This window comes from Cohaesibacter gelatinilyticus (assembly GCF_900215605.1).
Taxonomy (GTDB): domain Bacteria; phylum Pseudomonadota; class Alphaproteobacteria; order Rhizobiales; family Cohaesibacteraceae; genus Cohaesibacter; species Cohaesibacter gelatinilyticus.
Genome location: NZ_OBEL01000001.1, coordinates 1,106,477 through 1,132,492 on the forward strand (window position 1 = coordinate 1,106,477; position 26,016 = coordinate 1,132,492).

The following is a 26,016-nucleotide window of genomic DNA, read 5'->3' on the forward strand; positions in this document are numbered from 1 at the left end:
TTCGGACATAACAATAGGTTGCCAAACGTCGGATCATCACTCTGATGTGGCAATGATGACCTGTAGAAGTTCAGATTTGATCTACGAATTTTTCATTCCAGATCTTCTTTCCATCAATCATAGTTTCCATCGGTGTTCTGCCGCAACACATTTTGCCCTGATGAGTGCGCTCTGTGTTGTAATGATGGAGCCAAACATCCAGATCAGCCTGAAGCTGTTCGATGCTCTGATAAAGGTTCTTGCGGAACGTGATCTGATAAAATTCCTGCAGGATGGTCTTGTGGAACCGCTCGCAGATACCGTTGGTCTGGGGATGCTTGACCTTGGTTTTGGTGTGATCAATGTCATTGATTGCGATGAACAACTGGTAATCATGCTTGTCTGGTTTACCACAGAATTCAGTCCCTCTATCAGTCTGGATACGCAGCACTGGAAGATCATGTTCTTCATAGAAAGGCAGCATCTTGTCATTGAGTAGATCAGCTCCGGTAATCGGTGTCTTGGTGGTATAGAGCTTGGCATGGGCGACCTTGCAATAGGTATCGATATAGGTCTGCTGATAGACCCGACCAACTCCCTTGATGGTGCCGACATAGAAGGTATCCTGACTGCCGAGATAGCCGGGATGGGCTGTTTCCACCTCGCCACAGGCCTCATCATCATGCTTTTTCTTCTCAAGAGCCTGAACCTGTGCCTCGGTTAGGATGATGCCATCTTCGGCAACCTTGGCCTCCAATGCTTTCAGTCGATCCTTGAAGTTGGCAAGTTCGTGCCGCAGCCAGATGGATCGAACACCAGAGGGCGAGACAAACACTCCCTGCTTGCGCAACTCGTTGGACGTGCGGGCCTGACCATAGGCAGGAAAGTTCAGGGCCGATTTGATGACGGCTTCTTCCGTGACCGCATCAACCCGGTTGGCCGTGTTAGGCTTGCAACGTGTTTTCTCGAGCAGCGCTTCGGCACCGCCTTCATCGACGGCATTCTTGTAGCGGTAGAAAGTATCGCGCGAATAGCCCATCATCTGACAGGCTTTCGAGACATTGCCAAGCTCTTCGGCCAAATTCAAAAGACCGGCTTTGTGTTTGATAATCTTGTCGGTAGAATGCAACATTGTGGTTCTTTCTCGTTTTGAGGTTGGGTTTGCACCACCATCAAAACGGATAACCACATCATCTCGCAAGAGATGTCCCGCCCTCGTTCAGCTCAGTCTGATTGAGGGCGGTGTCAGATCAAATCGAGACTTCTACAGATGACCCTTGCGACAGAACAGGCGATGGAAGATTCCCAACCCTTTGCCAATCTGCGACAACGCCCTACCCATCCAAAGGTGCGTTCCACCACCCATCGTCAGGTCAGGATTTCAAACCCCTTGGTCGTGTCTGACCGTTTGATGAACTCGCTGGTCCAGCCGCTCAATGCCGATCGCAATTTCTCGCCAGCATAGCCACCATCAACGAAGACATGATGTAGCCATGGGAAGCGATCTAAATTTAATTGGCTAAGGTTGTGGGGGCGCAGGTCACTGTTAATAACCCAGTTGATATCGAAAACATGGTTGGACATTCGAAAGAAATATGTAATGTTCCCAGCGCTTGCTATCGACAGGTTAGACTGTTCTAACTCATTGTATAGTAGGATTTGTTGCACGCCCGTAGGGCGTGCCACTGATCCTTCCTCAACCTAGATGGGGAATTGTAAGGCATGCGCCCTTCGTCTAGCGGTCTAGGACGCCGCCCTTTCACGGCGGAAACACGGGTTCGAGTCCCGTAGGGCGTGCCATTCTATCTCGGATATAAAGAAGCACTCAGTCAAGCAGGCAGTTGATTATGTCTGCATTCCGTATTCTGGCTGTACAATAATCATGACATCTGTGCATAGAGCCATGCTGCTCCACGCCAACAAACTTGCTGACTATGTCATGGTGATGAATGTGGGGAGATCTGCATCAGGAAAAATAAACGTCAATCCTGATAGGAAGCACTAGGGATATGAACCCAAAGCGATCCAGCACAACAATAATGATCCGCCATTTTTAACACAAAAGGCGGGTTAAGCTGTGGTAGTATCCACGCAAGCTACATCACCCCGCCGAATAAGACGGGGCGACACGTGCCGATCTGATTTGGCTGACTTGAAGCGTTGCCAGCTAGTGCATAGCAATATCTAGGAAATAACCTTAATATTGTCAGCATTAGCCTTGCCATTCCGACCTTCAACCATTTCGAATTCAACGGTTTGCCCTTCATTCAGGGTCGTCAGACCAGAACGTTCAACCGCAGAAATATGGACAAAGGCATCTTTGCCTCCCTCGGATGGCTCGATAAAGCCATAGCCCTTGGTTGGGTTGAACCACTTTACAGTTCCGGTTGTCATTTTGTCTTTCCTTTAAATAGTGCCTTCCTCATTCGGCTCCATGCCGAGAGAGGTCAATTCTCATCGCCGTCAGGAAATGGCACACCCTAGAATTTGCCAAAGGCCAGACGCTCATGAAAAACCAACGGAAAAAAGCTTACATCAAATAAAAGCAAAGTATCAAGTGTGATTTTTCAATTCAAAAGAGATTTCATCAAACTGAAATATTACGACACGAACAGCATTGATTTTTCAAAGAAAAAGATAAATTGGATGTTATTTTGAAATGCTGAATTAATAAATGTTGCTTTGCAAAATATACGTTCATTTTTTAGGCAGTTTTGTCTACAGATTGATTGGAAATCCAAAGTAATGCTGTATCTATATTGTCGACCGAAGTTTGGTCGGGACTGTTAGGTCGTTCAATAATATGGACAATCAACCCCAATTCCCGGGCGGCCAATATTTTCGCATACCCTGATTCTCCGCCTGAATTCTTGCAAATAACTCCGTCTAGAGAATATTTGGCCAAAAGATCGCATTCTGCATCCAGATCGCCGTCAGGCTGATATAATATCTGCTGTCCATTTGGGATTTGATATTCAGTGGGAAGCGCTTCGATGGAACGGCTCAAAAACCAGCAATCACCGCGCCTCGCAAACTGATGGGCTTCCTGTCGACCAATTGCCAGCAAATAGCGTTTTCCTGAGGTTAGGGCATCGACAGCATGAGTGAGGTCAGGGGAGCGGACCCATTTGTCACCCGCTTGCCACTGCCAGGCGGAGCGCTCAATGCGTAGAATAGGAAGCGCCAATTCCTCATTGGCGGCAACAACATTCCAGCTGATCTGATTGGCAAAGGGATGAGTGGCATCCAGAATGATGTTGATGTCTTCTTGCACTAGAAAGTGTTTCAGTCCCTCAACTCCGCCAAAGCCACCAATATGGCGAGTGGCATCTGTTGGATTGAGGGATGTTCCGGAACGGGCTGCTTGCGTTCGCCCGGCAAGTGATACAATTACCTCAAACTCGGAAAACTCCGTCAGTTTGGCTTCTAGTTCTCGGGCTTCTGTTGTGCCGCCCAGTAACAATATCCGCGTCATAGGAGCCTCATTATCTGGTTTTAGCCCGGTTCGTAGCGAGCGAGTAACTCGCCACCGCGTCCGACCACGACAATGTCGAGATGAATATCCGCTCCCTTCAACATGTTCTTGGCCTGATCATGGGCCAGCTTGGCTACATGGTCAGCAATGGGGAGAGATTTCTCATTGGCCATGCGAAGGACTGCCAATGCAGTGTTGGCGGTACGCGTTACTTCGATGAACTCATCATCGGCATTCAAAACGGCCAATTGCTCTGCGAGCCAATCGAAATCCACTTGAGAACGACCGGAATGCAGATCCATATGGCCCTGCGCCAGTTTGCATAATTTGGCGAAGCCACCGCCGATGGTCACGTGCTCGACTGGATTGCGGCGCAGATATTTCAGCATGCCACCCGCAAAATCGCCCATATCCAGCATGGCACTTTCTGGTAGATCATAAAGCCCGCGGACCTTCTTTTCTGAAGTTGAGCCAGTGCAGCCCGCAACATGGGTCTGACCGGTTGCACGGGCAACATCAATGCCGCGGTGAATGGAATGAATCCATGCTGCACACGAGAAAGGAACGACAATACCAGTCGTGCCAAGAATGGAGATGCCACCCAGAATTCCAAGCCTTGGGTTCCACGTTTTCTTGGCCAGTTGCTCACCCGTTGGAACCGATATCGTGATGGTTACATCAGGTTTCAATCCATGCGCTTTACAAAGCTCTTCAACCACGTTGCTCATCAATTGACGGGGGACGGGATTGATGGCGGCGTTGCCGACCTCTATAGGCAAGCCGGGTTTGGTGACTGTGCCAACGCCTTTGCCTGCTTTGAAGATTATGCCTTGTCCTGTTTCGCCAAATTGTACTTCGGCCCTGATCATTGCCCCATGGGTGACATCTGGGTCATCACCGGCATCCTTGATGATGCCGACGATCGCAGAATTGTCCCCAAGTGCCTCCATAGCTAAAGGGAAGGCTGGTTCCTGGCCTTTGGGCAGAGTAATTTGGACCGGATCGGGAAATTGACCGCTGATGAGTGCCGTTAAAGCAGCCTTCGTTGCGGCAGTGGCGCAAGCCCCTGTCGTCCAACCTCGTTTTAGAGGTAAATTTTTTCCACTTTGCGGCACATCACGAGTCATAATGTCGGTTATAAACCTGCAAAAGACCCATTGTCACGATCTAGTGCTGTTTACAGCCACAGGTCCAAAGGAAACAAGAAATGTCACACTCCGTAAATCCTGGTCCCTTCGCAGACTTGCTCTTTGCTGGATTGCCTGATTTCGAGCCTGGCCATGTCTGGCTTGTGGGGGCAGGGCCTGGAGATCGCGGTCTCATGACACTGCATGCTGTCAATGCGCTGCGTCAGGCGGATGTCATTGTTTATGATGCGTTGATTGATGAGGACAGTCTGGCATTTGCAAAGCCCGATGTTGAAACGGAATTTGCTGGCAAGCGCGGTGGCCGACCATCACCGAAGCAGAATGACATCACCTTGCGCCTGATCGAACTGGCAAAGCAGGGCAAACGTGTGCTGCGCCTTAAAGGCGGCGACCCATTCATCTTTGGTCGTGGTGGAGAAGAGGCGCTTGCATTGGTCGCTGCTGATGTGCCGTTTCGCGTCGTACCGGGCATTACAGCGGGGATTGGTGGGCTTTGCTATGCTGGCATTCCGGCTACACATCGTGACATCAATCAGTCGGTGACATTCCTGACGGGACATGACCAGACAGGCTCCATGCCAACTGCACTGGATTGGGATGCAATAGCCAAAGGATCCCAAGTGATTGTCATGTATATGGCCATGAAGCACTTGGAGAGCATAACGGAGAAATTGCTCAAGGCGGGGCGCCCCGAGGATCAAGGGGCAGCTATTGTCTGCAATGCCACGACAGCTCGTCAGCAGGTGTTGATATCAACACTGGGAAAGATTGCGCAGGAAGCGCGAGAAAGTGACCTGCAGCCCCCAGCGTTGGTGGTGATTGGCGATGTGGTCAAGCTTCATGATGGTCTCGATTGGCTCGGAGTTCATCAAGCCGGCAAAAAACTCAATCCCGATCCGTTGGGATAAGCCAAGAGGTGTCGGCAGACTTACTCTTGCCCTGTCTTCTCTCTCAGTCTATAGCCCTTAACAAGACTAGGCCGAAGGAGTGGCGCCATGACCGATCTTGCACCCAACGGACTGATACTGGCGGCAGCCAGCTCCAATTCTGGCAAAACCATGCTGTCTTTGGGTCTGCAAAGATTGTTGGTTCGAAATGATATAGGCGTTGCTCCTGCCAAATGCGGTCCAGACTATATTGATCCGGCGTTTCACAAGGCAGCAAGTCACAAAACCTCCATCAATCTTGACCCTTGGGCCATGATCCCAGAAGAGCTTTGCACACGCGCATTCAATCATGCGGGTGGTGCTGATATCTTCTTTTGCGAAGGGGTCATGGGGCTGTTTGATGGCGCAGCTGGGGGTCAAGGCTCAACGGCATCTCTCGCCAAGATACTGAATTTGCCAGTCATTCTGGTACTGGATGTAAAAGGGCAGGCGCAAACATCCGCTGCTTTGATTTATGGCCTGAAAGCTTATGATCCTGATTTGCAGATTGCCGGGGTCATTCTGAACCGGGTTGGGTCCGTTCACCATGAGAGCCTGCTGAGAGAAGCAATTGAGGTCCTTGATATTCCCGTTATCGGAGCGGTACGGAACAATCCGGATTTGGAAATGCCTTCAAGACATCTGGGTCTGGTGCAAGCTGATGAATATGCTGACTTGAATGCTCGGATTGATCGGATTTCGGACCATATCGAGCCCAATATTGATCTGAAGCGATTGATTGATCTGGCGCAGCCACTGAATGCACCTGATGTTTCTGCTGTCCAAAAACCGGGTATGTTGCAACCGTTAGGGCAACATATTGCGATTGCAAAGGACGCAGCCTTTACATTTATCTATCCGCATGTCCTGAGTGACTGGCAGGATCAAGGTGCTGAAATATCGTTCTTTTCTCCGTTAAATGATGAGGAGCCGCATCCAGATGCCGACGCAATCTATCTTCCAGGTGGCTATCCTGAGCTGCATCTTGAGCAACTGGCGGCGGCATATCAGTTCAAAATGTCCATGCGAGAGGCGGCAAGCAACAACACACGCATTTTCGGTGAATGCGGTGGCTTTATGGTGTTGGGTAAGGAAATAATTGGCAAAGATAGTAAGGTAGAGGATATGTTAAACTTGCTGCCAATCACTACAAGTTTTTCTAACCCAAAATTAAATTTGGGTTATCGTATACTCAATCATGACCAACTTCTTCCTTGGGCTCCCGGCCTCGTTGCTCATGAATTCCACTATGCCAATATCACCTGGCAGGGGAAAGCAGAGAGCCTCTTTCATGCAACCAACGCTTCCGGTAAGGAACTTGCGCCCATGGGGCTAAGAATTGGGTCGGTCATGGGATCCTTTGCTCATATTATCGGTGCAAAAGGTTAATGCTCCTTAACTCTGTTTCATCGCTGGATTGGATCCAAAGAAAAGGCCCGCAACAGCGGGCCTTTTCTGGTAAAGGTAGCTGTGATGAGATTTGAGGCCTAGTCGATTTGTACCGGCTCTTCAATCACTTCACCTTTCTTGCCGATACGCAAAACGTGGCTGAATTCCGCATCATAGAGCGCGGAGTCAATAAAGCCACTTGCCGCTAGAGCAGGGCCGACAAAAATCAGTGCAGTGCGTGTGATCTTCTCTTTGCGGACCTTTTGACGAATATCGTCCAGTGTTCCATGGATGAACATCTCATCTGGCCAGCCGACCCGGAAGGCCACCACAACCGGGCAATCCGCTCCATATAGAGGTGTCAGTTTACGCTGAATTTCGGGAATGTTCCGCACGGACAGGTGAATGGCCAAAGTCGCGCCAGACTTTCCCAAGGTTTCCAGATCTTCTCCGTTCGGCATGGAAGAAGACTTCATTGCCGTGCGGGTCAGGATGATGGTCTGCGCTACTTCCGGAATGGTCAGTTCAGTCTGAATTGCAGCAGCGGCTGCAGCGAAGGCAGGAACGCCCGGTGTGACATCAAACGGGATGCCTTCAGCCTTCAAGCGGCGCATTTGCTCGGCAGTTGCACCATAAATAGACGGATCGCCCGAATGAACTCGCGCCACATCCTGTCCCTTGGCATGGGCTTTCTTGATTTCATCAATAATCTCATCCAGATGCATGCCAGCAGTGTCCAGAATATGCGCGTCCTTTGGCGCTTCTGCTACAATCACTTCAGGCACCAGCGACCCCGCATAAAGGCAAACCGGACAACTTTGAATGAGCTTTAGGGCACGAACGGTGATCAGGTCGGGAGCACCGGGGCCTGCACCAATGAAATGAACAGTCATGAGAAATTCCTTTTTCTTTTCATTGGCCTATTCAGCCGCGTCAATCTTTTTGGCATAACCGCGTGGGGTATATACTCGCCAACCATCATCTCCGACGGAGTGATCACCAGTCTGGAATGCTTTACTTTGCGAAGAACCCACCAACACAACGGTCAGCATATCCACTTCATCCACTTCCAGCTCAGCCAAGGTCCGTAGGCGCAAAGCCTCTGTTGGGCGTCCGAGATTGGAACACAAAAGCACCGGAGTGTTAGCTGGACGATGTTGGAGTAAGATATTCTTGGCCTCAGCCAATTGTGTGCGGCGGCGTTTTGAAACAGGGTTATAGAAAGCAACCACAAAGTCCCCCTGTGCAGCTGCGTGGAGACGGTTTTCAATAGCTTCCCACGGGGTTAGCAGATCAGAGAGAGAAATCGTACAGAAATCGTGGCCAAGCAACGCGCCGAAACGGGCAGATGCTGCCTGCAGGGCGGAAATGCCTGGAGCATTGACGATCTCAACCCGCTTGGCGAGATCTGAAACACCGCCATGATCGGCATCGCGATCCATCAGCTCCATGACTAAGGCACCCATGGCATAAATGCCCGCATCACCTGAACAAATCAGAGCGACATTCTTGCCTTTGGCTGCTTCTTCCAGTGCATAGCGACAACGATCCTCTTCTCCGCCAAGCGGAAAATCGCTGCGTTTCTTGCCCTCGGAAAGTGCGCCAAGCAGATCGATATAGAGGCCATAGCCAACCAGCTCTTCCGCTTCTTGTACAAGGCGAGAGGCTTCTGGCGTGCGCCATTCGGACTGACCTGGACCAATGCCAATCACTGACAAACGACCGCGCTGAGTGCCGAGTTGATCAACATCAATGGGCTTCGTTGCAAGACCTACAGCGCAAGTCGCTTTGTCGGTCTTCACTTTTTCAGCCAGCAGTGATCCATCCTTACCGACTGCTGCCAGAGCTGCGCCTTCAGCAACGCCCGGACATCCCACTTCGCTTCGAACGACCTCGGACGGATTAGCAAGACGATCGGCTTCTTCATTCAGGCGTTCGGCGCTGAAGAAACGAACGGGAGCCCCAAAATGATTGGCTGCAGCTTGCAGAGCTGCTTCATCGCTCTTCAAATCAATGGAACAGAGACAAGCAATAGCCTCTCTTGCCAGGCCATTGTCTGCAAGCACTCGCTCAATGAGTTCGATGACATGGCCAGCGTCAACACCACGCTCACAGCCTACGCCGATAGCAAGGCTTTTAGGCGAATAGAGAAGACTATCTTCGGAAGCAGGTAAAGCCTTGATCGTGGAAATGGCTTTCAGATCAGCAGTTTCATTCAATGTGATCTCTGACTCATTTAGCCAGTTCAACTCTGCGTCAGCTTGCAATGCTTCTCTATCGATCAAACGGGCCATGATGGGGCCAGCCGTTCGAGGATGCTGCAATGCCCAGCCTTTCGGCGGATTGTCTAGCGCCAGTTTGAAACGGCAATCGCCAGCCGTTGTGATGGCAGCATGGGCTTTCAGGCGATCAGCCAACAGATCGGCAACTTCATTGGCACCATGATGTCCACCTAGCAAAGGTACCACGGACGCACCATCACGGCTAACAGTCAGAACAGGTGGCTCGTCGAACTTGTCGCGGACTTGCGCAGCGAGGGCTCGTATGACAATGCCGCTGGCGCAAAGAGCGATAATACCGGTGCCTTGTGCAAAGAGGGAGGCGAGATGAGCAGTTGTCTCACCATAGGAGCTATCAGCTCCATCCAGGTCGCCTTTGCCATGGATCTGTATCGAGATGTTTTCTCCGCCAAGGGCGTTTTTGATTTGCTTTGCCAGATCCATGCTGTTCTGGGACAGGACAACAATGGCAAAATTGGTTTCGTTCTTCAGGACCAAGGTTCCTCTCCATCATAAATCAGGATCATGGAAAAATAGGGGGCGCAATCATCGGTGACGTCTTTAAGCGGCATCACTTTTTCTGCTTCCAATGTGGCGCGCTCGACATATCCGGCACGTTCCAAAAGGCCATGCTGTTCCAGCAAGGCGCGGATACGAGAAAAATGACGGCCTACCTTGATGATGGCAAAGGAGCCACCCATCGAAAGGCGGGCCTTGAATTCTTCATCACTGGCCGGGCCGGGAATGACTGACAGCACATCATTGCGCGCAGCCAATGGATGCTTCAGACGAGAAGCGCAAGCTGTCAGTGACGATACGCCTGGAACAATATCACTTTTGAAGCGATCTGCCAGACGATTATAGAGATACATGAAGGATCCAAAGAAAAAGGGATCACCCTCACAAAGTACAATCACATCCTCGCCTGAAGCCAAATGTCCTGCAATCACCTCAGCTTCCCGATCATAGACGGTCTGCGCTGGAAAGCGATCGACGCGCATAGGCACAATCATCGGAATTTCCTGAGCATCATTGGCGATATGCTCAGCCACAATGGAGCGCGCAAAGCTGACGCCACTATCCGGAGCAGGATAGGCAATGACCTTGGCATTCGAGATGAGTTTGGCGGCTTTCATGGTGATCAGATCCGGGTCTCCCGGACCGACGCCCACGCCATATAATGTTCCGCTCATGATTAGGATGCCAATCCTTCTTGTTTTTTAATGTCATTACCTTTGACATAAACCCACTGTGTCACCGGCATGGACGCTTTCCAGCCAAAATGCAGGCCTACAGGTTGAGCTTTGGCAATGGAGAGCCGGGTTAATTCACCTCCATGCTCAGAAAAGCAAGAAAGCAAAAGAGCTTCCGACGAGAGTGTCACCGCATGGGCAACCAGTCGCCCACCTGGCTTTAAAGCATCAAGGCAGAAATTCAGGGTCTCGCTCGATAGACCTCCACCGACGAAAATCGCATCCGGGCCATCCAACCCCATTAAGCCATCTGGAGCGGTTCCATCGATCAGTTGCAGGCGTGGCACGCCCAAGGTCTTTGCATTGTGCTTGGCAAAGGCGCGACGCTTTTCTTGAGGCTCCAGACCAATGGCAGACGTGTTTGGAGCGGCGCGTAACCATTCGATGGCAATGGACCCACATCCAGTTCCAACATCCCAAAGATGGGCGCCGGGGCGTGGCGCGAGTTTCGCCAAAGCACTGGCACGAATATCGCGCTTGGTCATCTTGCCATCGTGCTCAAAGGCATCATCTGGCAAACCGGGACTGGTGGAGAGCCAGTTTCTGAAATCGGATGGAATTTCGACGGCAATGACATTGAGATCTGCAAAGGGCAGGGCGTCACCTGCCTCACTCAGCGCATGAGCGCTGGTTTCAATGATCTTTTCTTTCTCACCACCCATATGTTCCAGCACGGTAATCTCTGCATCATTCGCTCCGATCTCGCAGAGCTTGGACGCCAAGAGACTGGGGGAACCGCCATTCTTGGAAAGAATGATCAATTTTGCGCCCGGTTGAATATGCGGGACAATGCCCGCTGGATCGCGGCCATGTATGGTCAGAAGAGAGCATTTGTCGAGCGGCCAACCAATACGGCTTGCAGCTAGGCTATAGGCAGATTTGGCTGGAAGGACCCTTAATTCGGACCAGTCAAAGAAACGCGTTAGCGTTCCGCCAATGCCGCAAAACATCGGATCGCCAGTTGCCAGAATGACAACTTGCTTGCCCTTCATCTCGGCAATTATCGAAAAGGTGGATGAAAAAGGCGATGGCCAAGTCATACGCTCAGCTTTGGGGCTGAGATCATCTGACACCATATCCAGATGACGTTGGCCAGCCAGCAATATATCGCAATCCTTGATCAGGGACAGTCCAAGATCAGACAACCCTCTTACGCCATCTTCCTCGATGCCAATCACCGAGATCCAAGGTTCGGGTCGAGTGCTGGTTGGTTTTTCGTTGCTCATGAAATAATCCCTCCAATAATATGGAGATGCCTTTTAAATTTCGCGCCCCAAAGCCATCAGGGCCAATGCGTTCACAGCGCTGCTTGCCATGGGAGTTCCACCACGCCGACCGGTCAGGGTAATGAAGTCAAGACCAAGTTCCTGTGCTTCCTCAGCCAAAGCCTCTTTGGATTCAGCAGCGCCGACAAAACCAACGGGGAAACCAAGAATGAGAGCGGGCTTGGCCGCGCCTTCCTTGATCATCTCTAGCAAGCGGAACAGAGCGGTCGGAGCATTGCCAATGGAAACAATGGCTCCGTCCAGATGAGGTCGCCAAAGTTCCAAAGCTGCTGCAGAGCGAGTGGTACCCATTCGCGCTGCCAAATCCCATACACTCGGATCATTCAGCGTGACAAGAACCTCATTGCCATTGCCCCCCTGTTCCACATCAAGAAACCGCCGGGTAATTCCGCCCGCAACCATCTGTGCATCCACCAATATTGGCCTTTGCTCTTTGAGGGCAGACAGGCCAGCCGCCACGGCGGCATTGCTGAAGCGTAAATCGGGGACCAGATCGGTCATGCCGACGGCATGCATCAGACGTACGGCAACGGGACCCAAATCATCAGGGAGGGAGGCTAAGTCATGCTTAGCCTCTTCGCGAATGATGCGAAAGGATTCCTCATAGATGCCTTGAGGTGATTTGATATAGTCGTAGGTCGGCGTGGCCAGCATCGCTCCCTAGTCCTTTTTATACATGCTGTTTGGCCCAAGTGGGTGATCTGCATGAGGATAAGGATGATGATGGTGATCATCATGGTCATGACTGTGTCCATGATCGTGTGAGTGATCATGTCTGTGAGAGTGACCGTGATGATGGTGCCCATGATCGTGATCATGGTGATGATGACCGTGCTGCGCAGGACCATGCTTCAGGCACTCATTATTGCACATATTATCCGTGCAATATTCGCAATCAGCGGTCTCAACACCTTCCACATGATGGTGATGGCTTTCCTGTTTCAAGCCGACTTCATCTTCAAAGCCAAGAACCTGCGCGCGATATTTGCACATCTGGCAGTTCATATTATTAGTGCCATCCAGAATTTCCTGAACGCGATCAACAAAGGTTTCGATCACATAATCCTGATCGTTCAGGTAGCCAGCTTTGATGAACTGGATATCTGGATTGCGTGCGGCAACTTCATCGGTGAAGTTATAGATGCGGCGGATCAGAATGCCGGTGAAGAGGAAATAAGGAAAGACGATAATCCGCTTGTAACCAAGGCGAGCAGCATGCTCCAGCCCAGGTTCGACCAGTGGGAATGTCACGCCAGAATAGCAAACCTCGCCCCAGCCAAAACCCATACCTTCCCAAAGCATACGCATCAATTTGCTGACATTGGAATTGGCATCAGGATCAGATGCACCACGTCCAACCACCATCAACATGGTCTCGGACAATGGCAGTTCGCCATGCTCTTCATTGGCCGCATCAACAGCTTCCTGAATGCGGGCAGAAGCAGCCTTGATCATTTTCAGATCCAGCCCCAATTCTCGACCATAGGTGATCTTCACGCCAGGTGTCTTGGCTTGATAGGCGTTCAGAACAGACGGAATGTCATTCTTGGCATGGCCTGCTGCGAACAGCATACCTGGAACAGCAAGGATATGATTGCAGCCTTGCTCCACCAGCTTGTCCAAACCATTGGAGAGAACGGGATTGGCAAATTCCAGATAGCCGTAATCAACAGGCCAATCCGGAAAGCGTGGTGCCAGACGTTCTGCCAGCTTGGCAAACTGGCCAACAGCCTCTTTGTTGCGGCTGCCGTGGCCACAAATCATCAGGCCTAGTTTTTCTTTTGGGGCGTCCTGAGTCACGTCAAATCCCTATCTCATTGGCCGATCGCTCGGCTGGTCCTTAAAATGCAGGGATGGAAAAGGGCAGGGTTGGAACTCTCCAACCTGTCAATCTCTCCTGCAGGCCAGACTTGGTCTCCGAATTGGATCAACCGCACTGGCATGTGTTTCAGTTCCCTCAAGGGGAACACTGCGAAAGTTGTCCGGCGCCTGTCTTCAGGCATGGCCAAACGGGAAACCTTGTGTCTGCATCATGCCGCTTCAGGCATCTTCAGACTCTGACAGAATGCATCCGGCTTCCAGTTGAATGCTTCTGGTCTCCACTGCAGCACGAAACTGCCGGTCATGGGAAACGATCACCATGGCTTGGGGCAAGTTGACAAGAATGTCAATCAGACGTTTTGTCGTTTTCTCATCCAAAGCGTTGGTAGGCTCGTCCAATAACAGAATTTCTGGTTTCATAGCCAAGACCGTCGCCAATGATACCAGTCTTTTTTGTCCGCCTGATAGCTTATGCGTCACTCTATCGCGAAAAGCCGACAGATTGAGCTCGGCGAGTGTCTCGTCGACGATCTTCATGGCTTCAGTCTTGGAGTAGCCAAGATTGAGCGGACCAAATGCAATATCTTCGGCGACAGTCGGACAAAAGAGCTGATCATCCGGGTCTTGGAAAACAAGGCCGACGCGCCGGCGCAGTAACCGAAATTCTTTTTCAAATTTGTAATCGCTGCCGAAGGCTCTGATCGTACCGCCTTGTGCTTTGTGCAGCCCCACGATGATATGCAGCAAAGTGCTCTTGCCAGCACCATTATGACCGGTCAGGGTGAGACGTTCTCCGTCCTCCAGATTCAAGCTGACACCATTCAGACAAGGCTCGAACCCCGGATAGGCAAAGCGGATGTCATTGAGCTCAAGAAGGGAGGACATTCAATATCTCCAGAGCCAACAGCGTCAGCATTGTCAGGCTGGCAAAACCGACAAAAACAGCATCAAGGCGGTCAAATGCCATGCGGTCAAGTAGATGAAACTGACCATTGAAGCCACGGCATTTCATGGCCTGCATGATGCGTTCTGATCGCTCGAATGAGCGAATGAGAAGCATGCCAACCAGATAGCCGAAGCTCTTGTAACTATGCCAGCGATTGGCAGGCTGAAATCCTCGGCACTTCATTGCAGTGCGCAGACGGTTATATTCTTCATGGAGCACTTCGATATAGCGTACAGTGAAGAGAAGCAAGTGAACCAAAGGGGCAGGGACCTTGAGACGGGCAAGCGCGTGCCCCAGCGTGACCGGTTCCAAGGTGCTGAGTAAGGCGAGCGTCGCCATAACGATGGCATTGGCCTTGAGCAAAATATCAATGCCTTTCATCACACCTTCATAGGAAGCGGCAAAACCAAAGACATGAAAGAGCGGTGTGCCCGCCATGGTGAAGGGAAGCATCACCAGCATGAAGATGATGAAACTATCCATCATGGCCACGCGCTTGATGGTGGGGCCGACTGGTAGCCTGGCTTGGCTCATCAGGGCAAAAGACAGCACCAAAGCTGCTAGAAGTAGAGGGATACTGGTAAGCTGAACGAGTGTGATAGCATAGGCGCTAAGAGCCACAATCCGCACACGCGGATCCAACCGACGGATCCACATATGGTCAGTTGGTAACTCATGCCCTGTTATGTCATAGGCGCGGCCAGCTTGCTCCAGTATATCACTCATCAAGCGGCCTCACTTTTGTTAGAAGAGCTGCCATTTGTCTTCATCTTTTGAGCTTCCCGTCTGGCTACCACATAAAAGCCAATGCCGAATAGGCCTATGATGTACCCAATCCCACCCAAAATGGTCTGAAGATCATTCTTTTCCTTGTAAGCCGCAATTTCTTTACGAAGCGGCTTGGTTTCCAATCGCACGGCCATGCGCAATTCGGACTTCAAAGCAGCCACCTCAGTTTTCACTGCAGTATTGATCATCTGCATCATTGCATCATTTGCAATGACCTGACTGCTGGAGCTGATTGAAGAGCCTGTATCACCAACAGGTTTGACCATGGATGCTTGAGTTGCTGAAGGTTTCGCTGCGTCTTCAATTTGAGGAAGCTCGTCTTCAGCCATGCGATAGACAGCGACATGCCCTTGGCCCAGATCCGCTCTGAAGGTCAAGGGAATAAGGCTGGTCGGTGTGAAGCGAAAAATGCCTTCTTCATCTGTCTTGGTCTCGCCGAGTTTGTTGCCATCATCATCCAAGACTTCGACCACAACATCCTTGGCCATGTCGCCATTGGAAAAGCCAATCTCGCCTTCAACAGCGTTTCCTTCGGCGTAAGCCGAGGCAATCACTTTATGGGCAAATGCGGGCATGGAACTGATGGAAATAGACAGCGCCAAAGCAAGGCCGAAAATTATTTTGGAGAGAAGTCTCATGACCGTTCCTCCGTATCAACTTGTCTCATATTGAGTTGGCTCATCACCTGAAAGAGCTCCGGCTTGACCGTATAAATCAGATAGACAGCGGCTGCGCTCAGCAATCCTTCAATGACCATCACGGGAATATGTGCCAGGAACACAAGCTTTACGGCAGGGATGAGGGATTCTTCTGACAGCGCCAACGAGATGCCAACGAATAATGTTGTCAGAGAGATGGCCAACGCTCCAGCCAATCCGCCAAAGATTGCTGCCATGACTGCTGAACTGGCTCCAATCACGAATGGACGGAATAGCAACCCGACAATAACGGCAGGTCCGGCGATATTGACTGCATTTACACCCAATACGGTGATGCCACCAAAAGCAAAGAAGATTGCTTGCAATAATAGACCGACAAACAGCGCAGGAAATGCCGCCCACCCCAAAATCAGTCCGGCGAGACCATTCATGATCAGATGAACGCTGGATGGCCCAATAGGAACATGGATCAGGGATGCAACAAAGAAAGTCGCGCTTAAAACACCAGCAGCAGGGATTAGATCCATGTCCAGTTTGCGCAATCCAAGTCCGAGGCCTGCAACAGTGAGGACACCGCCAGCAATGACGACATCATTGGTCAAAGCTGCATCTATGATATGCACGGGCTGTCCTCTCCGGTATCTGGTTGCGGGTACGAGGGGTGGCGAACCACCCCTCAAGCGAATTATTTGACGTCATAAGCGCGAACCCAAATGACGGCATCTTGGGAAAGCTCTTTGCCTTCATGTTCTTTTTTCGGACCAGAGCCAAGGGCTGCAAAGCCCCAGAATCCTGCCTTTGGAATGCCGAAAGAGAAATAGCCATTCTCATCGGACAGAGCAACAACAGCGCCGCCTGGCATAGGGCTGGCCTTTGGGTCTTTGGGGCTGTTGGTTTCCATATTTGGCTCTGCAGCCATATATTCGATCTCTATCTCAGCGCCGGCAACAGGCTTGCCCTCAGCGAGAACGCGACCGGTAAAGGTGGAGCCTGCCAGAATATTGGTTGGTTTGTTCAGCGGTACAATTTCGGTAGCGAGACCAAGTGGTTCTTCCCAACCGGTTGGAATACCACCTTTGTTCAGGAAACTCTTTGTCAGCTGCTGAATATAGATGTCCTCACTCCCCTCGTAATAAGGAGTAGGTTCAACCACTATGATATAATCACCGTTGCGTTTGATCTTTGCCGTGGCATCAAAGGCCTTGGCTTCATTGCTTGCGCCCTTGAATGTGATCGGCTTCAGGCTGTCCATCAGATCGATCTTCTTGCCTTTATGCATCATGTAAACGGCTTCCGGCTTTGCCAGATCCATCACATGACCATTTTCAAACGGATGCCAGAAGATCAGTTTGAGCGGAACATCGCCTGCGCGCTCCAGATTCACCTCTGGGGTATAGGCCAGAACAAAATGGGCAGAAGAAGAAGAGATTGAGAGAGCGAGGGCGGCAGTTGCCAGACCCAGTTTTTTCAAAAATGTCATTTTGCCTCCAACGAACGAAGTCGCATTATTTGGAGACGCGAAAGGCTTTGAACGATTGGAGAGGAGAGGGATGGAGGGTGGCTTTTGACTTTACCAATTTCCATCTTTGTCTCGTCACCTAACGCACACCCCGGCGTCTTGATAGAGAGAGTGCTGTCTTGCAACAGCCGCACCAAAGATGGCAGGTCTCCTGGCTCGCGGGTCTTGGCGCGGGATGCACCTTCCCAGCCTTAAATCAGGCCAGTGGCATTCGCATCCTTTGCTCACCGCTTACAGTTGCGGGGGCAGCCATGGATTCGGTCCCTTCTGGGTACGCCTCACCATGTTCCCTTTTCATCACCTCACCACTCTCGGGGGAGGCAAACCATCTGTGTCACAGTTAAAAGCTGATCCCTTCATTGTCAACCAGATAAATGGTTGCAGGTAATGAAGGAAAAAGTTTGCAATCTTTTCATATGAAAAGACTTTTTTAAGTTAAAATTCAATGCCTTCCTGAGCTTTTACGCCTGAGCGGAACGGGTGCTTGATCAGTGTCATGTCGGTGACCAGATCTGCAATTTCAATCAGCTCATCTTTGGCGTTTCGGCCGGTGATGACAACATGGGTGTCTTCGGGTTTTTCGTTCTGCAGGAAAGAGGTCACTTCATCGATTGGCAAATAATCATAGCGCAGAACGATATTCAGCTCGTCCATCAGAACGAAGCGAATTTCGGGATCAAGGATAGCCTTCTTGGCTTCTGCCCAGGCTGCTTCTGCATTCTCGATATCTTTCTGCCTATCTTGTGTTTCCCAGGTGAAACCTTCGCCCATGGCCTTGATGGTCACCAGCTCAGGGAATTTCTCCAGAACGGCCTTTTCGCCACTATTCCAAGCACCCTTGACGAACTGGATGACGGCAATCTTGTTGCCATGGCCAATCTGGCGGAAGGCCATTCCGAAGGCGGCGGTAGATTTGCCTTTGCCCTTGCCGGTATGAACAATCACCAAGCCTTTTTCGATGGTTTTGGTGGCCAGGATCTTATCTCGAGCTGCTTTCTTCTTTTTCATTTTTTCTGCGTGACGAGCATCTTGTTCTTCCGGGGTCATGTCTTTTGTCATGATGCGACATCCTCCTGTTTGTTTTGGTTGCTGGCAGTCTGCAGCATAAAGGCAGCGCTGTTGGAACGTGGGGTCCAAAGACCGCGATCAATGGCTTCCAGAAAACGATCAATCATATCATCATAAGCTGGCCGATTCTTTTCCATCAGGAAATCCCTAACGGTCTCATCATCAATATAGGCGGAATAAAGTTGATCGAAATGATGGTCTCCAACAGCGTTTGTTGTGGCGGCAAAGGCAAACAGATAATCGAGCGTCGCTGCCATCTCAAATGCGCCTTTATAGCCGTGCCGCATCACTCCATTTATCCACTTGGGATTGGCTGCGCGACCGCGAACCACGCGCGCAATCTCTTCATCTAAGGTGCGAATGACCGGTCGCTCGACACGAGAATGGTCATTGTGATAGATTTTGGGAGCAGACCCTTTCAAGGCTTCCACGCTGGCGGAAAGCCCACCTTCAAACTGATAATAGTCATCAGAATCGAGAAGGTCGTGCTCACGGTTGTCCTGGTTCTGAACCACCGCATCGACTTGGCCGAGGCGGGCTTTTAGCTGTTCGGCGGCTTTGTTGCCATATTCGCCAGCCCCATAAGCAAAACCACCCCAGGCGATGAAGGCGTCAGCGAAATCTGAACGTTTGTCCCAGAGCTTCTCGTCGATCAATGCCTGCAAGCCGGCCCCATATGCTCCGGGCATGGAGCCAAAAACACGGAATGTTGCCTGACGCTTGGCGTGAGCACAATCAAGGCCGTTTTCAATCGCCTTGGCCATTTCCTCTTTGGCCCGGGCTGCAATCGGGTTTGCGTCTGCTGGCTCATCCAGCTCTGCAACGGCACGTACGGCGCTATCGAACAAATCGATCTGGTGTGGGAAGGCGTCACGGAAGAAGCCCGAAATGCGTAAGGTCACATCTACACGCGGGCGACCAAGCTCGGAAAGCTTGATCACATCAATGCCAGTGACACGACCAGATGCGGCTTCCCAAACCGGGCGTACACCAAGGAGAGCGAGCGCTTGGGCGATATCATCGCCACCAGTGCGCATATTGGCTGTGCCCCAGCAGGTGAGAGCAATGGCTTGCAACCATTCGCCTTCATCCTGAAAATGTCGCTCGATCAAACGCTGGGCTGAAAGCTCGCCAATAGCCCAGGCGGTTTTGGATGGAACGGAACGCACGTCAACGGCAAAGAAGTTCCGGCCGGTTGGCAAAACATCCGGCCGACCACGCGTTGGTGCACCAGATGGTCCTGGAGCAATGAACTTGCCCCCCAGTCCTTTGGTGATGGCATCCAGTTCGCTTGGCCCACAAGAGGCAATGAGCGGACGAAGCTCATCATTGATCCAGCCAAGAACAGTGAGTGTTTGCTGCCAATGAGAAGACGCTTCCATTTCATTGGAAACAATCTTCTGCGCAAGAAGTTCCAGTCGCTCGACGCTATCGCCTGCATTGCGCCAGAGATCACTGCTTAGTTGGCTCAGTATATCGGGCTTTTCACTGTCCCAAGGCGCAGCAAAGTCACAATCCAGCGGATCAAAATTACTACCATTCAGTGATAAGCTGAGATCTATCGACAATGCGCGATGCAAGCTTTGCTGAAACGATTCAGATCCTCGGGGAACGCGAGCGATCGCGATGAGTAGATCGGTGAGCTGATCGCTCGTTGGAGATTGTCCAAGAATGTGCAGGCCATCGCGAATTTGCAGTTCTTTCAAATCGCAAAGATGTGCATCCAATTGTTGCAAGGCTTCGGTGTTTGAGAATTCCTCAGCAATCCCTGCATCTTTGTCCAATCCTGTACGCGTAGCAAGGAAGCGAATTTCTTCCATCAGCTTTTCAGCGCGGCGTGGATCAACCCCTTGTGCGGTATAGAATTCATCGACCAAAGCTTCCAATTCTTCACCGACACCATGACTTTCAGCGCGGGTCAACGGAGGCGTCAGGTGGTCAATGATCACAGCACTGGTACGGCGTTTGGCCTGACAGCCTTCACCGGGATCATTGACAATGAAAGGATAAAGATGGGGTAGGGGACCAAGCACACTTTCCGGGTAACAGGCCTCGCTCAAGGCAAGGGCTTTACCTGGTAACCATTCCAGATTGCCGTGCTTACCCGCATGGATGACCGCATCAATGCCAAAGCTTTCCCGCATCCAGAAATAAAAGGCGAAGTAATTGTGCGGTGGTACCAGATCCGGATCGTGGTAAGTTTCTTTTGGGTCAATATTATAGCCACGTGCTGGCTGAATGCCCAAAGCCACATTACCAAAGCAATGAATGGGGAGCTGGAAGGCACCATTTGCGACCATCGGGTCATTGGCAGGTACTCCCCAGCGCTCCGATATCTGGGTCTGCACTGCCTTGGGTAATGAAGCAAAGAATGCTTCATATTGATCCAAAGCCAAAGCATTATCAGAGACACGAATGCTGGTCCCATAGGCATTGGTCGGGCCAGCCAAAATCTGCGCCATGAGAGCATCGGAGTCGCTTGGTTCATCTTGAATGAAATAACCAAGTTCTTTCAGCTGCTTCATGATGATGACGGCGGAAGCGGGAGCGTCCAAGCCAACGCCATTGGCGATGCGGCTATCCTTGTTTGGATAATTGGCTAGCACCAAACCGACCTTACGTTCTGCTTGGCTTTTCTGTTCCAAACGCGCCCAGCGCATTGCAAGCTCACAGACAAAAGCAACACGATCAACCTTTGGGACATAACGAACGGGATTGCTCTGCGTGCGCTCATCAAAGCCACTTTCTTCCTTGAAGGAGATTGCGCGACTGAGGATGCGTCCGTCGAGTTCAGGCAACACCACATGCATGGCCAGATCACGAGCCGATAGACCGCGTGGGCTTTCCTGCCAAGCTTCTTCTGAGGAGCTGGACAAGATGACTTGCAAGATTGGAGCTCCTGGCTTGTCCAACACAGTTGGCTCATAAGCCTGTCCAGCTTTGGAAATGGCAAAGGCCGTCGTGTTGAGAATGACCGAAGGCCGAAAGCGAGCGAAGAGCTCCGATAGGAATTCCTGCGCCTCGGCATTTTTCAAACTTGGCACAAAGATGGGGAGCGGAATTGCGCCTTTGGCAAATAGTGCATCGCATAACGCTTGAACCGGAGCCATCATCGCACTCTGCACGAGTGAGCGGTAAAGCATGACGGGAGCAAAAACTGGTGCTTCACCAATCGCGACGACTTGCTTATTAATGTGCGTCGAAATTGCATCCATACCTTCAAGGCTTTGTCCTTGCCACCAAAGCCCCATGCGCGGCAAGGCTTTGGGTTGGCCGGGGCTACTCTCATTTGCGCCAATCAGATAGTCGGCAAAGGAGAGGGCGTTGGAGAGGTTCTCCTGACCACCTTCTACACAATAGCGCCAGAGCTGACGGACTTGATCTTGAGGCAAGCTGGACCATCCAGCCAAGTCAGAATCCCATTTGTCATCACCGGGCATGACCGCCAATGCGATTTCATGGCCACGCGAGAGCTTTTGCATTTGCTCAAGGCCATAACGCCAATATTCCTCGCCCCCCAGAATGCGTAAGGCAATCAGTTTGGCATGCTTTGCTGTTTGCTCCACATACAGATCGACTGAGTAAGGATGGTTCAGCGAGAGCACATTCCCAAGCCGCAGGCTCGGCGCATTCTCATTGCGCAACTGGGCGCAATCAGCCAGAGCGGATAACTCGCTATCCGCAGCTGAAAGAAAGAGAATATCCCCCGGGCTCTGACCCAGATCGATAGCTTCATCACCATCGTCAATACGACCGGCTTGTGGGGCAAGAATGTGCATAAGGAAAACTTACTCTTATTTGCTAAGCAGTGCAGTTGCACCATCCAGATCCAGCGGAGTCAGGCCGATGACAACCAGACCGGTCTTATCATCCATGCTTGGATCAAACCACGTCTCCACCCGACGTCCAACAGCCTGTACAACGACACGGGCGGATTTTCCTTCAATATTCACATAGCCTTTGACCCGCAGAACACCCGGCAGGGCAAGGGTTTTCTCGACTTGGGTTTTGATATCATCCATGTTGGCAAAGACGCGTGGTGCAACGACATCGGAGCTGAACTCATCATGAGAATGATGATGGTGGTGATGATCGTGATCATGATCGTCGTCATGGTGATGGTCATCATCATGGTCATGATGGTGATCATGAGCAGCTTTGCGGCTATCCATGTCATCTTCCGCTGCACTATCAAGGCCAAGAAGAACCGCAGCAGACAAATCACCATTGCGGGATGGAACAACTTTGACGCCATCACGCATTTGTTCAGCCAACAGGGCTTCCACCTTAGACAGGCCATTTTCATCCACCAGATCGACTTTGGAGACGACAATCATGTCGGCGCATTTGATCTGGTCGGCAAACAGCTCTTCAATCGGGCTTTCATGATCAAGGCTGTCATCTGCCTCACGTTGGCGGGCAATGGCTTCCTCATCCTGACTGTAATGGCCTTCGGACAATGCCATGGCATCAGCAACCGTGACAACGCCATCAACGGTGACGGACGCGCGAACGCTCGGCCATGAGAAAGCCTGAACCAGTGGCTGAGGCAGAGCAAGGCCGGAAGTCTCGATGACAATATGATCAGGGCGAGGCTCACGGGCAATCAGCTTTTCCATGGTCGGCAGGAAGTCATCAGCAACGGTGCAGCATATGCAACCATTCTTCAGCTCGACCACATCATCTTCCGTACAGTTTGGGTTGCCGCAATCACTCAGCAGCTCACCGTCAAAACCCATGTCGCCAAATTCATTGACGATCAATGCGATTTTCTTGTCGCCAGCATTATTGATCAGATTGCGGATCAGAGTGGTCTTGCCTGCGCCCAGAAAACCGGTGACGACAGTGGCTGGAATTTTCTTGGCCGAATTGGTGCTAAAGCTCATCGGGTTTCTCGTAAGTTTGAAATTGGATTAGCTGGCATCATTGCTGGATGATGCACCGGACGATGGCCGCGTAACAGGGTGCAGCCGGGCCAGAGTGTTTTTCCTCACATGGACTGGGCGTTCCCGCCATGCTGGTAAGCCATTCTCGGCAGCAGCATGAGCATTGGCAAAGGACAATAGATCGTCAACACGCTCGGTGCTATCATCCAGATTGCCTATAAGAAAGGAATATTTCCCAGCTGCTTGCAGGCTGGCGGTGCATGCAGATTGGCAGCCATTCATGCATTCGACGGCATGAATTTCGACATCCCCATTCAGAGCATCCTGCTGGTCAAGCAGGCGCTCATAAAGCTTCTGTCCGCTACGCTTGGCTTCAATGCCGTCATCCGGTACGGGAGCTTGAAGATCTTCCTGCGTACGGCATGTGACACAAATCTGCAAAATACTGGGAGATCCTGTTTGCTTGCTCATGCTCTTCTCATTGGTCCTGACAAGCTGGAAATAACAGCTAGTCGATGCATGTCATGATCAAGAAGGAGAAAAGCAAAGTGGCAAAACAGGGATCGAAAAGATGCTCCGCAAGCCTCGCTTTTCCCAGCACACCCCGACCGGCTAAAAACTCAAATCCCTTTGGCAGGTCTCCTGGCTCGCAGCTATCGTGACATTTCCCTTCCCGGCAAAAGGCCAGTGGTTATGAAATGACACAGCCGCATACAGTTGCGGGGGCAGCCATGGATTCGGCCCCGGTTTGGGTCGCCTTTACCATGTTCCCTTTTCATTTTGGCCACGCATGCAACCAAAAACCAAAGCGGACATCCTATGTCGACTATTCGGTTCTGTTTGTCAATCATTAGCAGATGTCGGCATTACGATACTTGATACGCAATTCTTGGAGTAAAGTATGATCGTTGCCTTGATTTAGATACAAAGCTCGGCTTCTCTAGAGGAAATAAAAACTGATTGATCAAGCGTGATTCCGGCGGGGATTGGTCAGTGAAAAGACTTCTTTCAGGCAGGACGCACAATCATGCGATATTCCATTGTTTCGTTGGCCAAGAATGCCATGTCCTTTCATCAGAATTGGCCGCGCCAATGGCGTAGCCCCAGTCCCAAGGAAAGCTATGATGTTGTCATCATTGGCGGTGGTGGGCATGGTCTGGCGACAGCTTATTATCTGGCCAAAGAGCACGGCATTACCAATGTTGCCGTTCTGGAAAAAGGATGGTTGGGAGGCGGTAACACTGGTCGCAACACCACCATTATTCGATCCAATTATCTTTGGGATGAGGCCTCACATCTTTATGAGAAATCCTTGCAGCTTTATGAGGGATTATCAAAGGATCTGAACTACAACATCATGCTTTCTCAGAGAGGCGTGATGAATTTGGCCCACTCCCTTCAGGATGTTCGTGATACCAAACGCCGGGTGAATGCTAATAAACTGAATGGCATTGATGCTGAATGGCTGGATCCGCAAGAGGTCAAGGATTTCTGTCCGATCATCAATATCTCCACCGATCTCCGCTATCCGGTGATGGGAGCAAGTTTGCAAAAGCGTGCAGGCACTGGTCGACACGATGCCGTGGCCTGGGGCTACGCACGTGCCGCTGATCAGCGCGGAGTGGATATCATTCAGGGCTGCGAAGTCACTGCCATCAATCGCGATGGAGGTAAGGTAACGGGTGTCGAAACAACGCTTGGTACCATCAAGGCCAAGAAAGTCGCTATTTGCGTTGCGGGCCATTCCTCAGTTCTAGCCGATATGGCAGGCTTCAGGACGCCAATCGAGAGCCATCCCTTGCAGGCATTGGTATCGGAGCCAATCAAGCCAGTGCTGGATACAGTCGTCATGTCCAACGCGGTGCATGTCTATGTCAGCCAGTCGGATAAGGGAGAACTAGTGCTGGGAGCGGGGATTGATGCGTATCACTCCTACGCGCAGCGCGGATCCTTCCATGTGATTGAACACCAGATTGGCGCACTGAAAGAGCTGTTCCCGATTTTCTCACGTCTGAAGATGATGCGCTCCTGGGGCGGGATCGTTGATACCTGTCCAGATGCTTGCCCGATCATCTCCAAAACACCGGTCGATGGCCTCTATATAAACGGCGGTTGGGGAACTGGTGGTTTCAAGGCCATTCCGGGATCTGGATGGACCTATGCCCATACCATTGCACGAGACAGACCGCACGAGCTGAATGCTCCATTTGATTTGAACCGCTTCGTGACCGGTTATCTTATTGATGAGCATGGTGCCGCGGGCGTGGCGCACTAAGACGATAAGGGAGAGAAGACATGTTGAAGATTGAATGCCCTTATTGCGGCGAACGCGACGAAGTCGAATTCCATTATGGTGGAGAAGCGCATATCGCGAGACCAGAAGACCCGGAAAGTCTTGATGACAAGGAATGGGCAGACTTCCTCTTCATGCGTACCAATACCAAAGGCTGGTTCCGTGAACGTTGGGTGCATACCCAAGGCTGCCGTCGCTGGTTCAATGTCGTACGTCATACCGTTACCCATGAAATAATGGGTTCTTATAAGGCTGGCGAAAAGCCAAATTTGAAAGATCTGAAAGGGAAGGGCAAATAAG

General features: G+C 51.2%; 23 protein-coding genes, 1 tRNA gene, 1 pseudogene and 2 riboswitches. Of the genes and pseudogenes, 5 read left to right on the top strand and 20 right to left on the bottom strand.

Going from position 1 to position 26,016, the window contains the following annotated elements; translation table 11 throughout:
- Window positions 1-70: 70 nt before the first annotated feature.
- Complete coding sequence (locus CRO57_RS04920; protein ID WP_097153203.1) at window positions 71-1,111, bottom strand: IS481 family transposase; 1,041 nt, start codon at window positions 1,109-1,111, stop codon at window positions 71-73.
- Between the two features lie 113 nt (window positions 1,112-1,224).
- Window positions 1,225-1,482: pseudogene (locus tag CRO57_RS04925) on the bottom strand (transposase); the annotation flags it as partial.
- Between the two features lie 221 nt (window positions 1,483-1,703).
- Here CRO57_RS04925 and CRO57_RS04930 point away from each other — a divergent pair.
- Window positions 1,704-1,779, top strand: a tRNA-Glu gene (locus CRO57_RS04930).
- A gap of 384 nt (window positions 1,780-2,163) precedes the next feature.
- Here CRO57_RS04930 and CRO57_RS04935 read toward each other — a convergent pair.
- The 3 genes from CRO57_RS04935 to CRO57_RS04945 form a co-directional block, all read right to left on the bottom strand.
- The gene (locus CRO57_RS04935) at window positions 2,164-2,373 is read right to left on the bottom strand and encodes a cold-shock protein (RefSeq protein WP_097152242.1); all 210 of its coding nucleotides are present in this window, start codon (window positions 2,371-2,373) and stop codon (window positions 2,164-2,166) included.
- A 310-nt stretch (window positions 2,374-2,683) separates the two neighbouring features.
- Window positions 2,684-3,454 carry a cobalt-precorrin-6A reductase gene (locus CRO57_RS04940; protein ID WP_097152243.1) on the bottom strand — a complete coding sequence of 257 codons (771 nt, stop codon included), beginning with the start codon at window positions 3,452-3,454 and terminating at the stop codon, window positions 2,684-2,686.
- Window positions 3,455-3,474: 20 nt separating this feature from the next.
- On the bottom strand, window positions 3,475-4,581 hold the full coding sequence (locus CRO57_RS04945; protein WP_097152244.1) for a cobalt-precorrin-5B (C(1))-methyltransferase: 1,107 nt from the start codon (window positions 4,579-4,581) through the stop codon (window positions 3,475-3,477).
- Window positions 4,582-4,661: 80 nt separating this feature from the next.
- Here CRO57_RS04945 and cobA point away from each other — a divergent pair, with 80 nt between their 5' ends.
- Both cobA and CRO57_RS04955 read left to right on the top strand, forming a co-directional pair.
- Window positions 4,662-5,510 (top strand): uroporphyrinogen-III C-methyltransferase, encoded by an 849-nt coding sequence (gene cobA / locus CRO57_RS04950; protein ID WP_097152245.1) that lies wholly within the window; start codon window positions 4,662-4,664, stop codon window positions 5,508-5,510.
- Window positions 5,511-5,597: 87 nt separating this feature from the next.
- Window positions 5,598-6,917, top strand: a complete 1,320-nt coding sequence (locus CRO57_RS04955; RefSeq protein ID WP_097152246.1) for a cobyrinic acid a,c-diamide synthase CobB — start codon at window positions 5,598-5,600, stop codon at window positions 6,915-6,917.
- Window positions 6,918-7,015: 98 nt separating this feature from the next.
- Here CRO57_RS04955 and cobM read toward each other — a convergent pair whose 3' ends face one another.
- The 15 genes from cobM to CRO57_RS05030 all read right to left on the bottom strand — a co-directional run bounded on the left by cobM (window position 7,016) and on the right by CRO57_RS05030 (window position 23,894).
- Window positions 7,016-7,810, bottom strand: a complete 795-nt coding sequence (cobM, locus tag CRO57_RS04960; protein ID WP_097152247.1) for a precorrin-4 C(11)-methyltransferase — start codon at window positions 7,808-7,810, stop codon at window positions 7,016-7,018.
- Window positions 7,811-7,837: 27 nt separating this feature from the next.
- Complete coding sequence (gene cobJ, locus CRO57_RS04965; protein WP_342068269.1) at window positions 7,838-9,694, bottom strand: precorrin-3B C(17)-methyltransferase; 1,857 nt, start codon at window positions 9,692-9,694, stop codon at window positions 7,838-7,840.
- Complete coding sequence (gene cobI / locus CRO57_RS04970; RefSeq protein ID WP_097152248.1) at window positions 9,685-10,389, bottom strand: precorrin-2 C(20)-methyltransferase; 705 nt, start codon at window positions 10,387-10,389, stop codon at window positions 9,685-9,687. The genes cobJ and cobI overlap by 10 nt, the downstream gene beginning before the upstream one ends.
- A 2-nt stretch (window positions 10,390-10,391) precedes the next feature.
- Entirely contained in the window at window positions 10,392-11,675 is a 1,284-nt protein-coding gene (gene cbiE / locus CRO57_RS04975) for a precorrin-6y C5,15-methyltransferase (decarboxylating) subunit CbiE (protein WP_097152249.1), read from the bottom strand.
- 33 nt (window positions 11,676-11,708) lie between these two features.
- Window positions 11,709-12,389: a precorrin-8X methylmutase gene (locus CRO57_RS04980; RefSeq protein ID WP_097152250.1), complete on the bottom strand. Its 681-nt coding sequence runs from the start codon at window positions 12,387-12,389 to the stop codon at window positions 11,709-11,711.
- 6 nt (window positions 12,390-12,395) lie between these two features.
- Window positions 12,396-13,499 carry a sirohydrochlorin chelatase gene (locus CRO57_RS04985; protein WP_097153205.1) on the bottom strand — a complete coding sequence of 368 codons (1,104 nt, stop codon included), beginning with the start codon at window positions 13,497-13,499 and terminating at the stop codon, window positions 12,396-12,398.
- A gap of 276 nt (window positions 13,500-13,775) precedes the next feature.
- On the bottom strand, window positions 13,776-14,441 hold the full coding sequence (locus CRO57_RS04990) for an energy-coupling factor ABC transporter ATP-binding protein (RefSeq protein ID WP_097152251.1): 666 nt from the start codon (window positions 14,439-14,441) through the stop codon (window positions 13,776-13,778).
- Complete coding sequence (cbiQ, locus tag CRO57_RS04995) at window positions 14,425-15,228, bottom strand: cobalt ECF transporter T component CbiQ (protein WP_210200757.1); 804 nt, start codon at window positions 15,226-15,228, stop codon at window positions 14,425-14,427. The genes CRO57_RS04990 and cbiQ overlap by 17 nt, the downstream gene beginning before the upstream one ends.
- A complete protein-coding gene (locus CRO57_RS05000; RefSeq protein ID WP_097152252.1) occupies window positions 15,228-15,929 on the bottom strand; it encodes a cobalt ABC transporter permease in 702 nt (233 codons plus the stop codon). Before CRO57_RS05000 ends, cbiQ begins: the two co-directional genes overlap by 1 nt.
- A complete protein-coding gene (cbiM, locus tag CRO57_RS05005; protein WP_097152253.1) occupies window positions 15,926-16,573 on the bottom strand; it encodes a cobalt transporter CbiM in 648 nt (215 codons plus the stop codon). Before cbiM ends, CRO57_RS05000 begins: the two co-directional genes overlap by 4 nt.
- Before the next feature lie 62 nt (window positions 16,574-16,635).
- A complete protein-coding gene (locus CRO57_RS05010; protein ID WP_097152254.1) occupies window positions 16,636-17,430 on the bottom strand; it encodes a DUF4198 domain-containing protein in 795 nt (264 codons plus the stop codon).
- Window positions 17,431-17,593: 163 nt separating this feature from the next.
- Window positions 17,594-17,814, bottom strand: a riboswitch (cobalamin riboswitch).
- Between the two features lie 90 nt (window positions 17,815-17,904).
- Window positions 17,905-18,528, bottom strand: coding sequence for a cob(I)yrinic acid a,c-diamide adenosyltransferase (cobO, locus tag CRO57_RS05015; RefSeq protein WP_244580011.1), 624 nt, complete (start codon window positions 18,526-18,528; stop codon window positions 17,905-17,907).
- Window positions 18,525-22,316, bottom strand: a complete 3,792-nt coding sequence (gene cobN, locus CRO57_RS05020; protein ID WP_097152255.1) for a cobaltochelatase subunit CobN — start codon at window positions 22,314-22,316, stop codon at window positions 18,525-18,527. The genes cobO and cobN overlap by 4 nt, the downstream gene beginning before the upstream one ends.
- A gap of 15 nt (window positions 22,317-22,331) precedes the next feature.
- Window positions 22,332-23,423, bottom strand: coding sequence for a cobalamin biosynthesis protein CobW (gene cobW / locus CRO57_RS05025; RefSeq protein WP_097152256.1), 1,092 nt, complete (start codon window positions 23,421-23,423; stop codon window positions 22,332-22,334).
- 27 nt (window positions 23,424-23,450) lie between these two features.
- Window positions 23,451-23,894 (bottom strand): DUF1636 family protein, encoded by a 444-nt coding sequence (locus CRO57_RS05030; RefSeq protein WP_097152257.1) that lies wholly within the window; start codon window positions 23,892-23,894, stop codon window positions 23,451-23,453.
- A 144-nt stretch (window positions 23,895-24,038) separates the two neighbouring features.
- Window positions 24,039-24,246, bottom strand: a riboswitch (cobalamin riboswitch).
- A gap of 201 nt (window positions 24,247-24,447) precedes the next feature.
- Between CRO57_RS05030 and CRO57_RS05035 the strand changes: the two genes are divergently transcribed.
- Both CRO57_RS05035 and CRO57_RS05040 read left to right on the top strand, forming a co-directional pair.
- Window positions 24,448-25,698: a sarcosine oxidase subunit beta family protein gene (locus CRO57_RS05035; RefSeq protein ID WP_097152258.1), complete on the top strand. Its 1,251-nt coding sequence runs from the start codon at window positions 24,448-24,450 to the stop codon at window positions 25,696-25,698.
- 20 nt (window positions 25,699-25,718) lie between these two features.
- Entirely contained in the window at window positions 25,719-26,015 is a 297-nt protein-coding gene (locus CRO57_RS05040; RefSeq protein WP_097152259.1) for a sarcosine oxidase subunit delta, read from the top strand.
- Window position 26,016 lies beyond the last annotated feature (1 nt).